Here is a 12364-nt window from a genome sequence, read left to right as displayed (position 1 = left end):
CGGCGGGAACCCTGCGGCCGTGCGCGGCCGCCGCGATTCCAAACCGCGCATTGTAGCGTGAGGCCATGCGGCCCCTTTACGGGACACACAAATGAAACGCCCCGCAGCGCGAGGCGTGCGGGGCGAGGTGCGAGTGCGACGCGAGTTAGTCGAAGCGGCCGGTGCGCGCCATCTCCATCAGGCGCGCGATGCGCTCCTCGGTCGCCGGGTGCGTGGAGAACAGATTCTGCAGGCCGCCGCCGTGCAGCGGGTTCATGATCATCATCTGCGCGGTGGCCGGATGCGCTTCGGCCGCCTGGAACGGGATGCCCGCCGCATAGCGATGGATCTTGTCGAGCGCGGTGGCGAGCGACTGCGGATCGCCGGAGATCTGCGCGCCGCCGCGATCGGCCTCGAATTCGCGCGCCCGCGAGATCGCCATCTGGATCAGCGCGCCGGCGATCGGCGCGAGCAGCGCGACCGCAATCCCCGCGATCGGGTTGGCAGGACGGCCGTTTTCGTCGCGGCCGCCGAAGAACATCGCGAAGTTGGCCAGTGCCGAGATCGCGCCCGCCATCGTCGCGGTGATCGTCGAGATCAGGATGTCGCGGTGCTTCACGTGCGCGAGCTCGTGCGCCATCACGCCGCGCATCTCGCGCTCGGACAGCACGCGCAAGATGCCTGTGGTCGCGGCGACCGCCGCGTGCTCCGGGTTGCGGCCCGTGGCGAACGCGTTCGGCGCGTCCTCGTTGATCAGGTAGACGCGCGGCATCGGCAGGTTCGCGCGCGTGGCGAGCTCGCGCACCATCCGGTAGAACTGCGGTGCCGTGTTCTCGTCGACTTCCTGCGCGTTGTACATGCGCAGCACCATCTTGTCGGAGAACCAGTACGAGAAGAAATTCATGGCGAGCGCGAACAGCAGCGCGATCGTCATGCCGCGGGTGCCGCCGATCATGCCGCCGATCACGATGAACAGGGCCGTGATCCCGGCCATCAGCATCGCCGTTTTGACCCAATTGAACATACCCACTCCTTATCCGTCAGGGGACCCGTCGCGCATCAAAGGGCGCGGCGGAAAATTGTAAGCGATTTGTTAGATAAGGTCTTGCGCGAAAAATTCAATCTCAGCGTTGCGATGTTGCAAGACGAAGGCCCAGGCCGACGAAAGCGCTGCCGACCGTACGGTCGAGCCACTTCTGGACGCCCGGCTTGCCGGAAAAGCGCTGCGTGACGCTGCCCGCGACCCACGCGACGAGGCTGGTCCACACCGTGCTCATCGCGACGAATACCGCGCCGAGGGTCAGGAAGGCCCAAGCCTTGTGCGGACTGTCGGCCGACACGAACTGCGGGAAGAACGATACGAAGAACAGCACGACCTTCGGATTCAGCACGTTGGTCCAGAAGCCCTGCATGAACAGCTGGCGCAGCGGCTTTGCGGCCGTGCCCTGCGCGGCTGCGGCGCCCGACGGCTCGGCGGCCTGCCGCGCGACGATCATCCGCACGCCGAGGTAGATCAGGTAGGCGGCGCCGACCAGCTTGATCACCGTGAACGCGGTGGCCGATGCCGCCAGCAGCGCGGTGAGGCCGAATGCGCATGCGAGCGCGTGAACGCAGCAGCCGGCCGAAATGCCGAACGCCGACATCAGCCCCGCGCCACGCCCCTGGGCGACGCTGCGGCCGACGATGTAGGCCGTGTCGGGGCCGGGTGTGATGTTCAGCAGGAACACCGCGAACACGAAGAAGCCGAAATGGGTGATGCCAAACATGAAGACCTCGAAACCGAACTGCGCAGGGAAATTCTACGCGCGCCTGCCGCGCCGTGCGACTCGGCCATTCGGCCGATTGCGCGCGGCCGGCAGGTCGGGTCGAATGACGCTCAGGCCCCGTCGGGCAACGCGAAACGCTGGCCTACGGCGAGCGGCGAGCCGGCCAGGAATTCACGCGCGGGCAACCGCTTGCCGCCCGGCTTCTGCAGTTGCGTGACGCGTAGCGCGCCGCTGCCGCACGCGACGATCACGCCTTCGGGCGCCGCGTCGACGATCGTGCCGGGCGCCGCGTCGCCGCGCCCCGCCACGGGCTCGGCCGCCCACAGCTTGATGGCCGCGCCGTCGAGCGTCGCGACGCCGCCCGGGAACGGGTCGAACGCGCGCACCTGGCGCGCGAGCACGTCGGCCGGCTTGCGCCAGTCGAGCGCCGCCTCGTGCTTGCCGATCTTTTCCGCATAGGTCACGCCGTCGGCCGGCTGCGGGGTGGCGGGCAATGCGCCGTCGCGCTCGAGCCGCACCAGCGCATCGACGATCAGCCGCGCGCCGTCGGCGGCCAGCCGGTCGTGCAGGGTGGCGGTCGTATCGTCGGGCGCGATCGCGACGCGCGCTTCGTCGATCATCGCGCCGGTGTCGAGGCCGACGTCCATCTGCATCAGCGTGACGCCCGTCTCGGCGTCACCGGCCTCGATCGCGCGGTGGATCGGCGCGGCGCCGCGCCAGCGCGGCAGCAGCGACGCATGGATGTTGATGCAGCCGGCGCGCGGAATGTCGAGCACCTCCTGCGGCAGCAGCAGGCCGTATGCGGCGACCACCATCACGTCGTGCGGGGTCGTGCGCAGCAGCTCGATCGCGTCGGCTGCCTCCGCCGGGTACTTGCCCGCGCGGCGCAGCGACGGCGGCTGCGCGACGGGCATCCCGTGCTCGACGGCATAGCGCTTCACGGCGCTCGCCTGCAGTTTCATCCCGCGTCCGGCAGGGCGATCGGGCTGGGTCAACACGAGCGGCACCGGAAAACCGGCCTCGTGGATCGCGGCGAGTGCGGCCGCGGCGAATTCCGGCGTGCCGGCAAAAATCACGCGCAACGTATGGGTCATGAAAGCGTTCGGGAGCGGGCTTGGCGAATACGCGTCACATCGCGCGTTCGAGTTTCTTCATCTTCGTCTTGATGCGCGTCTGCTTCAGCGGCGACAGGTATTCGACGAACACGCGCCCCATCAGGTGATCCATCTCGTGCTGCACGCACACGGCCAGCAGGCCCTCGCAGTCGAGCTCGAAGGTCTCGCCCTGCTCGTTGAGCGCCCGCACGCGCACGTGGTCCGGGCGCTCGACCTCGTCGTAGATGCCGGGCACCGACAGGCAGCCCTCCTCGTAGATCTGCTTCTCGTCGCTCGACCAGATGATCTCGGGATTGATGAACGCGCGCAGCTCGTTCTTCTCCTCGGAGATGTCGATCACGATCACGCGCTCGTGCACGTCGACCTGCGTCGCCGCGAGGCCGATGCCCGGCGCTGCGTACATGGTTTCGGCCATGTCGGCGACAAGCTTGCGGATCCGGTCGTCGACCTTGTCGACGGGCTTGGCGACCTTGTGCAGCCGCTTGTCGGGGTAATGAAGAATGTTCAGCAATGCCATGGTGTTCGGTATTCGGTGGAGCGGCGGGCCGCATCGGCCATCCGGCCGGCTGGCGCCACTGCCGGGATGCAATGAAGATGAGGCGGACGCGCGGCATATCAATGCCGCAGGTCATGCCTCCTGCAAATGGCCGGACGCCGGTGGCGCGCGGCCCTGTCGAGTATTTCGGATGATGAAAATTTTATCATGGCGCCACGCTGTCCGCTGGCCGTCGCATTCGAGGGGAACCTCATGTCGCCGCAAGCGCTGACCCCTTCCGCGCTGCGCGCGTGGCTGCAGCTCGCGCATGCGCCGGGCCTCCCGCCTGCCGTGCTGCACGCGCTGCTCGACGCATTCGGCTCGCCGGCGGCGCTGCTGCGCGCATCCGACGAGGCCATCTGCGCGGCGAGCAGCGCGGCCGCCGCGCGGGCGGTGCGCGCCAGCGAGCGGCACGACCTCGACGCGCGCACCGACGCCGCGCTCGCGTGGCTCGATGCACCGGGCAACGCGATCGTCACGCTCAACGATCCCGCCTATCCGCCGCGGCTGCGCGACCTGCACGATCCGCCGCCGCTGCTATATGTAAAGGGCCGGCTCGACCTGCTGCACGCACGGGGGCTCGCCGTCGTCGGCAGCCGCCACGCGACGCCGCAAGGGCTCGCCGACGCAACGCGCTTCGCGCATGCGCTGTCCGATGCGGGGCTCGCGATCGTCTCGGGCCTCGCGCTCGGCATCGACGGCGCCGCGCATCGCGGCGGGCTCGCCGGCCGCGCCAGCACGATCGCGGTGATCGCGACGGGCGCCGACCTCGTCTATCCGGCGCGGCACCGCACGCTCGCACACGAGATCGCCGCGCGTGGCGCGATCCTGTCCGAATGGCCGCTCGGCACGCCCGCGCGAGCGTCGCATTTCCCGCAGCGCAATCGGCTGATCGCCGCACTCGCGCTTGGCGCGCTCGTCGTCGAAGCCGCGCCGCGCTCCGGCTCGCTGATCACCGCGCGACTCGCAAACGAGCTCGGCCGCGACGTGTTCGCGATGCCGGGCTCGATCCACGCGCCGCTCGCGCAGGGCTGCCACGCGCTGATCCGCGACGGCGCGAAGCTCACCGCTGCGCCGCTCGACGTGCTGGAGGAATACGGGCTGGGCGAAGCGACTGCTCACATCGCGCAGCATTCTGGACCGAGCCCCGATAACGCCGACGCAGCCGGCACCGCGGGGCAACGCATCGGCGAGCCTGCCGCGAAGGCCGGCTCCGCCATTGCGGCCGCCGCGTCCGCCGTAAGCGAAGGCGCACCGCCCGATACCCCCGCCGAACGATCCGTGCTGGCCGCACTGGGATACGGCCCCGTGACCTACGAGTGGCTCGCCGAGCACAGCGGCCTGTCCGACGACGTGCTGCACAGCGCGTTGCTCGCGCTCGAACTGGCCGGCCGCGTCGCCAGCGTGCCCGGCGGACGCTTCGCACGGCTCGACGCGGCGCCCACCCCGCCCCGGTCCGGCGTGCTACATTCCCCCGAATAGGGGCGGCCATGCCGTCGACGTTACCCAAGGAATTCCATGCCCGCGCTGAATCTCGACACCGATGCCGATCGGATCGCCGAGCGCCTCGCCGATCCCGACACGCTGCTGGTCGCCTGCCTGTGCGCCGAATGGTGCGGCACCTGCCGCGACTACCAGACGGCCTTCGACCAGCTCGCCGACGCCCATCCCGACGCCTGCTTCGCGTGGATCGACATCGAAACCCATGCCGACCGGCTCGACGATCTCGACGTCGAGAATTTCCCCACGATCCTGATCGAGGATGCGAACACCGCGCGCTTCTTCGGCACGGTGCTGCCGCACGCGGCGATCGTCGAACGGATGCTGTCCGACCTGAGCGCGGTACCCGGCGCGCCGCACGCACCGAAATTGCGCAATATCCTGAACGTCGAGGCGTAAACCGCGCCCCGGCCAGGCGGCTTCGCGCGACGTTGCGCGTGCCGCCGGGCCGGGCGCTTGCCGCCATTGCGGGCCCCCTCTATGATGAGCCGCTTTTTACACGCCGCGCCGCCGTCGTCGCCGCGTGTGCTATAAAGCCGTCGTAAAAGGGACCCACGCCGGCGAACCCGGTCTACCAACACACACCTGTCATGTCCAAAGCTCTGATCATTGCGGAAAAGCCTTCTGTCGCGAACGACATCGCGCGCGCTTTGGGCGGCTTTACCAAGCATGACGAATACTTCGAAAGCGACGAATTCGTCCTTTCGTCCGCGGTCGGCCACCTGCTGGAAATCGCCGCCCCGGAAGAGTACGAGGTCAAGCGCGGCAAATGGAGCTTCGCTCATCTGCCCGTCATCCCCCCGCATTTTGACCTCAACCCGATCGCAAAAAGCGAATCGCGCCTGAAGGTCCTTACCAAGCTGATGAAGCGCAAGGACGTCGCCCGCCTGATCAACGCATGTGACGCGGGGCGCGAGGGCGAACTGATTTTCCGCCTGATCGTGCAGCACGCGAAGGCGAAGCAGCCGGTCCAGCGCCTCTGGCTGCAGTCAATGACGCCGCAGGCGATTCGCGACGGTTTCGCGCACCTGCGCAGCGACACCGACATGCAGCCGCTCGCCGACGCCGCCCGTTGCCGCTCCGAAGCCGACTGGCTCGTCGGGATCAACGGCACCCGCGCAATGACGGCGTTCAACAGCAAGGGCGGCGGCTTCTTCCTGACGACCGTCGGTCGCGTTCAGACCCCAACGCTGTCGATCGTCGTCGAACGTGAAGAGAAAATCCGCCGCTTCGTCCCGCGCGACTACTGGGAAGTGAAGGCCGCGTTCGCATGCGCGAATGGCTTCTACGAAGGCAAGTGGTACGACCCGAAATTCAAGCGGGACGAGTTCGATCCGGAAAGGCGCGACTCCCGCCTGTGGAGCCTGCCGGCCGCCGAAACCATCGTCGCCGCATGCCGCGACCAGGTCGGTACGGTCTCCGAGGAATCGAAGCCGTCGACCCAGCTGTCGCCGCTGCTGTTCGACCTGACGAGCCTGCAGCGCGAGGCGAACAGCCGCTTCGGCTTCTCCGCGAAGAACACGCTCGGCCTCGCGCAGGCGCTGTATGAAAAGCACAAGGTGCTGACGTACCCGCGTACCGACGCGCGCGCGCTGCCGGAAGACTACATTTCGACGGTGCAGTCCACGCTCGAAATGCTCAAGGAGAGCCACAACTACCTGCCGCATGCGAAGCGGGTGCTCGACCAGGGCTGGGTGAAGCCGAACAAGCGGATCTTCGACAACTCGAAGATCAGCGACCACTTCGCCATCATCCCGACGCTGCAGGCGCCGAAGTCGCTGTCCGAGCCGGAGCAGAAGCTGTACGACATGGTCGTGAAGCGCTTCCTCGCAGTGTTCTTCCCGGCGGCCGAATTCCGTGTCACGACGCGGATCACCGAAGTCGCCGGCCATCACTTCAAGACCGAAGGCAAGGTGCTCGTCGAGCCGGGCTGGCTGCAGGTGTACGGCCGCGACGCCGAAGGTGCGGACGCGAACCTCGTGCCGGTGCAGAAGGACGAGAAGGTGAAGACGGACGAGATCGCCGCCGTCGCGCTCGTGACCAAGCCGCCCGCACGCTACTCGGAAGCGACGCTGCTGTCGGCAATGGAAGGCGCCGGCAAGCTCGTCGAGGACGACGAACTGCGCGAGGCGATGGCCGCGAAGGGCCTCGGCACGCCGGCAACGCGTGCGGCGATCATCGAAGGCCTGCTGGGCGAGAAGTATCTCGTCCGCGAAGGCCGCGAGCTGATCCCGACCGCGAAGGCATTCCAGCTGATGACGCTGCTGCGCGGGCTCGGCGTGAAGGAACTGACCGCGCCCGAGCTCACCGGCGAATGGGAATACAAGCTGTCGCAGATGGAGCGCGGCAACCTCGGGCGCGACGCGTTCATGCAGGAAATCGCCCGCATGACGCAGCAGATCGTCAAGCGCGCGAAGGAATACGATTCCGACACGATCCCCGGCGATTACGCGACGCTCCAGACGCCGTGCCCGAACTGCGGCGGCCAGGTGAAGGAAAACTACCGCCGCTTCGCGTGCACGAAGTGCGAGTTCTCGATCTCGAAGATTCCGGGCAGCCGGCAGTTCGAGATCGCGGAAGTCGAGGAACTGCTGCAGCAGAAGACCATCGGCCCGCTGTCCGGTTTCCGCAGCAAGATGGGCCGTCCGTTCTCGGCGATCCTGAAGCTCTCGTTCGACGACGAAACGAAGAACTACAAGCTCGAGTTCGACTTCGGCCAGGACCAGGGCGGCGAGGAAGGCGAGGCGCCCGACTTCTCCGAGCAGGAACCGGTCGGCGCGTGCCCGAAATGCAACGGCCGCGTGTTCGAGCACGGGATGAGCTATGTGTGCGAGCACTCGGTCGCGAATCCGAAGACCTGCGACTTCCGTTCGGGCAAGGTGATCCTGCAGCAGGAAATCACGCGCGAGCAGATGGCCAAGCTGCTCGCCGACGGTCGGACGGATCTGATGCCGAACTTCAAGTCGTCGCGCACGGGTCGCAACTTCAAGGCGTTCCTCGTGAAGCAGCCGGACGGCAAGATCGGTTTCGAGTTCGAAAAGAAGGAGCCGAAGGCGGCTGCCGCGAAGAAGACGGCAAAATCGGCGACGAAGGATGCCGAAACCGTGACGGAAGGCGCCGACGAAAAACCGGCACCGGCCCGCAAGACCGCCGCCCGCAAGACGACGGCGCGCAAAACGGGCTCGTAACGACCCGGCCGCCGGGGGCTCCCCCGGCGCATTGCACGCCGGTCAAACGGCGATAAAAAACGCGGATCGATCACTCGATCCGCGTTTTTTCTTTGGTGCCGGCCGCGTCAGTGCGCGGCCGCCGCACCGTTACAGCGGCGACGGCACCGCGACGCGCGGGCGCGCCGAGCGCGCGACGCGCGGCTGCAGGTTCGGGTCGGTCGATTCGGGCTGCTCGGCACGCATCTCGACGCCGATCGGCGCCGGCATCGCACTCTGTGCGGCCCATTGTTCGCCAATCACCGCGTCGGTCGCGTGGCTGAAATATTCGACGAGGTGGTCGATGAACGTGCGCACCTTCGCGGGCAGATGGCGCCGGCTCGGGTATGCGATGTTGATCTCGACCTGCGGCAGCCGGAAATCCGGTAGCAACCGCACCAGCGCGCCGCGCGCGATGTCGCCGCCGATCAGGTAGCTCGGCAGGATCGCGACGCCCATCCCGAGCAGCGCGAACTGGCGCAGCATCGCGGTGTTGTTCGCGACGATCACGTTGGTCGGGCGCACGCGCACCTCGCCGTCGGGCCCCGTGAACACACGCTCGTCGCCCCAGTATTCGGTCGGCAGGCTCAGCGCCGGGTGCTCGGCGAGTTGTTCCGGATGAGTCGGCACGCCATGCTTTTCCAGATAGCTCGGCGTCGCGCACACGGTCATGCAGCCCGTGGTCAGGCGCCGCGTGACGATGCTCGCGCTGCGCATCTGGCGCGTGACGACGATGCCGACGTCGAAACCTTCCTCGACGAGATCGACCTGGCGGTCGACCAGCGTCAGATCCGGCACGACTTTCGGGAAATTCTCCGTGTACGACTGCAGGACGGGGGCAAGGTTATGCAGGCCGAACACGACCGGCGCGACGATGCGCAACGTGCCGACCGGCTCGTGATTGCGCGCGACGACCATCTGTTCGACATCCTCGAGCTCATCGAGAATCTGGCGCGCCCGCTCCAGATAGACCTGGCCCGACTCCGTCAGCGAAAGGCTGCGGGTGGTGCGGTTCAGCAACCGTGTGCCGAGGCGGCCCTCCAGATCGGCGACGTGACGCGTCGCGACCGCGTTGGAGATATCCATAGCACTCGCGGCCCGCGCGAAACTGCCGAGATCCGCAACCTTGACGAACACGCGCATCGACTGCAAATGATCCATAAACGACTCCTGCCGCTGTTACAACTTCAAAAAGTTGAAGCCTATGCGTAATTCTCCTACGACAACGGAAATGATGCAGAGTTGCTCAACAAGGTGGCCGTTGACGATAAAAATAGTCAAAAATCCTCACTCATCGCGAACGGATGATCCAATTATTCTGATCGAAGCAACAATTGGGTGAACCTCGGCGGGTAAACGGTCGAATCAGAAAGGACGTATTTGGTGCGACACAACAGCGCACCCCGGCTCCTGGTACGGGAACGGCGCCGCGTCAGCCGGGCGCGATTGCGGCGGAGCGTAACAACCTGTTAAAAAGACACCACGACGGACACCGACGTAGCATCATGTCGGCCCCGGCCGGGCGGGACGGGTGCGCCACACGTGCGCCGCCGCCACCGCCGCCGCTTCCAACGCGCGACTCCCGCTGATCATGAAAATTGCCATTCTCGACGACTACCAGGACGCCGTCCGCAAGCTGAACTGCTTCGAGATGCTCGCCGAGCACGACGTGAAGGTCTTCAACAACACGGTGCGCGGCCTGGGGCAGCTCGCGAGCCGTCTCGCGGAAGTCGAGGCGCTCGTGCTGATTCGCGAGCGCACGCCGATTTCGTCGCAACTGCTCGCCAAGCTGCCGAACCTGCGCATGATCAGCCAGACCGGCCGTATCTCGACCCACATCGACCTCGAAGCGTGTACCGACCGCGGCATCGCGGTGCTCGAGGGGACGGGTTCGCCGGTCGCGCCGGCCGAACTGACCTGGGCGCTCGTGATGGCCGCCCAGCGCCGCATTCCGCAATACGTCGCGAACCTGAAGCAGGGTGCGTGGCAGCAGTCGGGCCTGAAGACGTCGGCCATGCCGCCGAACTTCGGCCTGGGCCAGGTGCTGCGCGGCCAGACGCTCGGCATCTGGGGCTACGGCAAGATCGGCCGGCTGGTCGCCGGCTATGGCAAGGCGTTCGGGATGAACGTGCTGATCTGGGGCCGCGAGCATTCACTCGAGGCCGCGCGCGCCGACGGCTACACGGCCGCCGACAGCCGCGAAGCGCTGTTCGAGCAGAGCGACGTGCTGTCGCTGCACTTGCGCATGCACGACGACACGCGCGGGATCGTCAAGCAGGAAGACCTGATGCGGATGAAGCCGACGTCGCTGCTCGTCAACACGAGCCGCGCGGAGCTGCTCGAGGAAAACGCGCTCGTGAACGCGCTGTCGCACAACCGTCCGGGGATGGTCGCGATCGACGTGTTCGAAAGCGAGCCGATCCTGCAGGGCTACAGCCTGCTGCGGATGGAAAACGTGATCTGCACGCCGCACATCGGCTACGTCGAACGCGAAAGCTACGAGCTCTATTTCAGCGCGGCGTTCCGGAACATCCTCGCGTTCGACCAGGGCGACATGTCGAGCGTGGTCAACCCGGAAGCGCTGACGCCGCGCCGCGTGCGCTGACCGGCGCGGGCCGCGCCCGTCGCGCGGCCCGGTTCTCCCTTCCCGCCTTCAGGCGGCCACACGGCCGCCTGTCATCGCGTCGACGCGCGTGAGGAAATGCTCGCCGTCGCGCCGCCCGAGGTCGTACGCATGCCGCATCTGCGACGGACTCGTGTAATCCCAGCTCGAAATCGGCACCTTGCTCGACGGTTGTACATAGAGCCGCCGCTGGTCGCCGTGCGCGACCGTGAACATCTGCGGGCGCGGATACAGCCGCGTGACGAGCACCAGCACGTCGCCCGGCGACGGGTCGAGCGCGCCGACCGGCACGTTGTCGACCATGCCGCCATCGAGCACCGGGCGGCCGCCGCGACGCAGCACCGGCGTGAACGGCGGTGTGCACGACGACTGCAGGATCAGGTCGGCGAGTTCGTCGACGCTCGTGCACGCCTGCGCGCGCACGAACTCGGCCCGGAAGCCGAGCGTGCGCCCGAGCGTCGGATGCAGCGTCTTGCGCACGTACTTTTCGATGTTGTACGCGACGAGGCCCGCGGCAACCGCGCCGCGCGCGCCGAGCCAGCGCGGCACGTGCGACACGCCGATGCGGATTTCCGGCGCGTCGGCGAGTTGCGCGAACGGCTCGCCGTAGATGTCGAGCAGCGCCTGGCGGTAGATCCGGTAATGCGGAAACACGGGCTCGCGCCCGAACAGGTTGCCCCAGTACGCATTCTTGCGGTTGTGGCGCAGCGCTTCCTCGTAATAGCGCATCACCCACGCGGCGTCGCGCGTATACAGCATGCAGGCGGTCGCCGCGCCGGCCGAGATGCCGGCGATCACGCGCGGGCGCACGCCGAGCGCCGGCTGCGCGACATCCCAGAAGCCGGCCTGCCACCAGCAGCGATTGCCACCTCCCGCGAAGACGATCTGGTCGAACATCGCGCCGCTCAGCTGACGAGCGCGTAGGTCGACGTCGCGTGAACGGCCATCTTGCCGTCCTCGTCGAACAGTTCGACTTCGCCGAATACCAGGTTGCGGCCCATCCGCAGCACGCGCGCGGTGACGAGCACGTCGCCCTTGCGCACCGGACGCATGAAGTTCGTGTTCAGCGATACGGTCGTCATCGGCCGGAATTCACCGAGCGAGACCGAGATCGCGACCACCATCGCGGTGTCGGCGGCGGCCGTGAACACCTGGCCGCAGATGATGCCGCCCGAATGACGGAATTCGCCGGAAAACGGCAGACGCATCGTCACGCTGTCGTCGCCGATCGATACGGGGACCAGACCGAGCGAGCGGACCCACGGGGCCAGCAGGCGATCCAGCAATTCGCGGACTGCGTTTTCGTCCATCTTCGAATGTCCAGAAAACGTTGCGCGACCGCCGCGCAACAGGTGTGGACGTCATCATACCGGGAGCGCGCCAACTGCGATCGCTCGCCGCCGCACGGACGGCCGCCGTCGGGGTGACGAAATATTTTCAGGAAATTCGCAGAAAGGTGTTGCAAAGACCGAAATACCCGTGCATAATCTTTCTTCTGTTGGGGGCGTTAGCTCAGTTGGTAGAGCAGCGGACTCTTAATCCGTAGGTCGAGTGTTCGAGTCACTCACGCCCCACCAGGAATTTCGAAGCCCGGTTAGCGAAAGCTAACCGGGCTTTTTCCATTTCCGGCGCCCGCCCGG

The 12364-nt window shown here is 66.9% G+C and carries 11 protein-coding genes and 1 tRNA gene; 5 read left to right on the top strand and 7 right to left on the bottom strand.

Annotated elements, in window-relative coordinates:
* Positions 1–145: 145 nt before the first annotated feature.
* The 4 genes from htpX to def form a co-directional block, all read right to left on the bottom strand.
* The gene (gene htpX / locus SB771_RS23955) at positions 146–1003 is read right to left on the bottom strand and encodes a zinc metalloprotease HtpX (RefSeq protein WP_006750073.1); all 858 of its coding nucleotides are present in this window, start codon (positions 1001–1003) and stop codon (positions 146–148) included.
* Between the two features lie 100 nt (positions 1004–1103).
* A complete protein-coding gene (locus tag SB771_RS23950; protein ID WP_175661981.1) occupies positions 1104–1745 on the bottom strand; it encodes a LysE family translocator in 642 nt (213 codons plus the stop codon).
* Between the two features lie 110 nt (positions 1746–1855).
* Positions 1856–2839 carry a methionyl-tRNA formyltransferase gene (gene fmt, locus SB771_RS23945; protein WP_175661980.1) on the bottom strand — a complete coding sequence of 328 codons (984 nt, stop codon included), beginning with the start codon at positions 2837–2839 and terminating at the stop codon, positions 1856–1858.
* Between the two features lie 34 nt (positions 2840–2873).
* The gene (def, locus tag SB771_RS23940; RefSeq protein ID WP_011658236.1) at positions 2874–3377 is read right to left on the bottom strand and encodes a peptide deformylase; all 504 of its coding nucleotides are present in this window, start codon (positions 3375–3377) and stop codon (positions 2874–2876) included.
* A gap of 186 nt (positions 3378–3563) precedes the next feature.
* Here def and dprA point away from each other — a divergent pair, with 186 nt between their 5' ends.
* From dprA to SB771_RS23925, 3 genes are all read left to right on the top strand, one after another.
* Positions 3564–4877 (top strand): DNA-processing protein DprA, encoded by a 1314-nt coding sequence (gene dprA / locus SB771_RS23935; protein WP_175661979.1) that lies wholly within the window; start codon positions 3564–3566, stop codon positions 4875–4877.
* Positions 4878–4913: 36 nt separating this feature from the next.
* Positions 4914–5294 carry a thioredoxin family protein gene (locus tag SB771_RS23930; protein ID WP_138846961.1) on the top strand — a complete coding sequence of 127 codons (381 nt, stop codon included), beginning with the start codon at positions 4914–4916 and terminating at the stop codon, positions 5292–5294.
* Positions 5295–5485: 191 nt separating this feature from the next.
* Positions 5486–8083 carry a DNA topoisomerase III gene (locus tag SB771_RS23925; protein ID WP_410721820.1) on the top strand — a complete coding sequence of 866 codons (2598 nt, stop codon included), beginning with the start codon at positions 5486–5488 and terminating at the stop codon, positions 8081–8083.
* 129 nt (positions 8084–8212) lie between these two features.
* Here the strand turns inward: SB771_RS23925 and SB771_RS23920 are convergent, their stop codons facing one another.
* On the bottom strand, positions 8213–9262 hold the full coding sequence (locus SB771_RS23920; RefSeq protein WP_011658239.1) for a LysR family transcriptional regulator: 1050 nt from the start codon (positions 9260–9262) through the stop codon (positions 8213–8215).
* 430 nt (positions 9263–9692) lie between these two features.
* On the opposite strand from SB771_RS23920, the gene SB771_RS23915 reads away from it, so the two are divergent.
* Positions 9693–10706, top strand: a complete 1014-nt coding sequence (locus SB771_RS23915) for a D-2-hydroxyacid dehydrogenase family protein (RefSeq protein ID WP_175661977.1) — start codon at positions 9693–9695, stop codon at positions 10704–10706.
* 48 nt (positions 10707–10754) lie between these two features.
* Here SB771_RS23915 and SB771_RS23910 read toward each other — a convergent pair whose 3' ends face one another.
* Together SB771_RS23910 and SB771_RS23905 are read right to left on the bottom strand one after the other, a co-directional pair.
* The gene (locus SB771_RS23910) at positions 10755–11621 is read right to left on the bottom strand and encodes a patatin-like phospholipase family protein (protein WP_175661976.1); all 867 of its coding nucleotides are present in this window, start codon (positions 11619–11621) and stop codon (positions 10755–10757) included.
* A gap of 8 nt (positions 11622–11629) precedes the next feature.
* Positions 11630–12034 carry a PaaI family thioesterase gene (locus tag SB771_RS23905; protein WP_011658242.1) on the bottom strand — a complete coding sequence of 135 codons (405 nt, stop codon included), beginning with the start codon at positions 12032–12034 and terminating at the stop codon, positions 11630–11632.
* A gap of 191 nt (positions 12035–12225) precedes the next feature.
* Between SB771_RS23905 and SB771_RS23900 the strand changes: the two genes are divergently transcribed.
* Positions 12226–12301 (top strand) — tRNA-Lys (locus SB771_RS23900).
* The last annotated feature ends 63 nt before the right edge of the window (positions 12302–12364 follow it).

This window comes from Burkholderia sp. SIMBA_051 (genome assembly GCF_046534915.1).
Lineage (GTDB): Bacteria > Pseudomonadota > Gammaproteobacteria > Burkholderiales > Burkholderiaceae > Burkholderia > Burkholderia ambifaria.
Note: the sequence above shows the minus strand (reverse complement) of the source record. Positions and strands in the feature narration are given on the sequence as shown.

Coding starts and splice junctions, on each gene's coding strand:
- dprA (WP_175661979.1), top strand. CDS start 3,564: ATGGCGCCACGCTGTCCGCTGGCCGTCGCATTCGAGGGGAACCTCATG.
- fmt (WP_175661980.1), bottom strand. CDS start 2,839: ATGACCCATACGTTGCGCGTGATTTTTGCCGGCACGCCGGAATTCGCC.
- SB771_RS23920 (WP_011658239.1), bottom strand. CDS start 9,262: ATGGATCATTTGCAGTCGATGCGCGTGTTCGTCAAGGTTGCGGATCTC.
- SB771_RS23905 (WP_011658242.1), bottom strand. CDS start 12,034: ATGGACGAAAACGCAGTCCGCGAATTGCTGGATCGCCTGCTGGCCCCG.
- SB771_RS23910 (WP_175661976.1), bottom strand. CDS start 11,621: ATGTTCGACCAGATCGTCTTCGCGGGAGGTGGCAATCGCTGCTGGTGG.
- def (WP_011658236.1), bottom strand. CDS start 3,377: ATGGCATTGCTGAACATTCTTCATTACCCCGACAAGCGGCTGCACAAG.
- htpX (WP_006750073.1), bottom strand. CDS start 1,003: ATGTTCAATTGGGTCAAAACGGCGATGCTGATGGCCGGGATCACGGCC.
- SB771_RS23915 (WP_175661977.1), top strand. CDS start 9,693: ATGAAAATTGCCATTCTCGACGACTACCAGGACGCCGTCCGCAAGCTG.
- SB771_RS23930 (WP_138846961.1), top strand. CDS start 4,914: ATGCCCGCGCTGAATCTCGACACCGATGCCGATCGGATCGCCGAGCGC.
- SB771_RS23925 (WP_410721820.1), top strand. CDS start 5,486: ATGTCCAAAGCTCTGATCATTGCGGAAAAGCCTTCTGTCGCGAACGAC.
- SB771_RS23950 (WP_175661981.1), bottom strand. CDS start 1,745: ATGTTTGGCATCACCCATTTCGGCTTCTTCGTGTTCGCGGTGTTCCTG.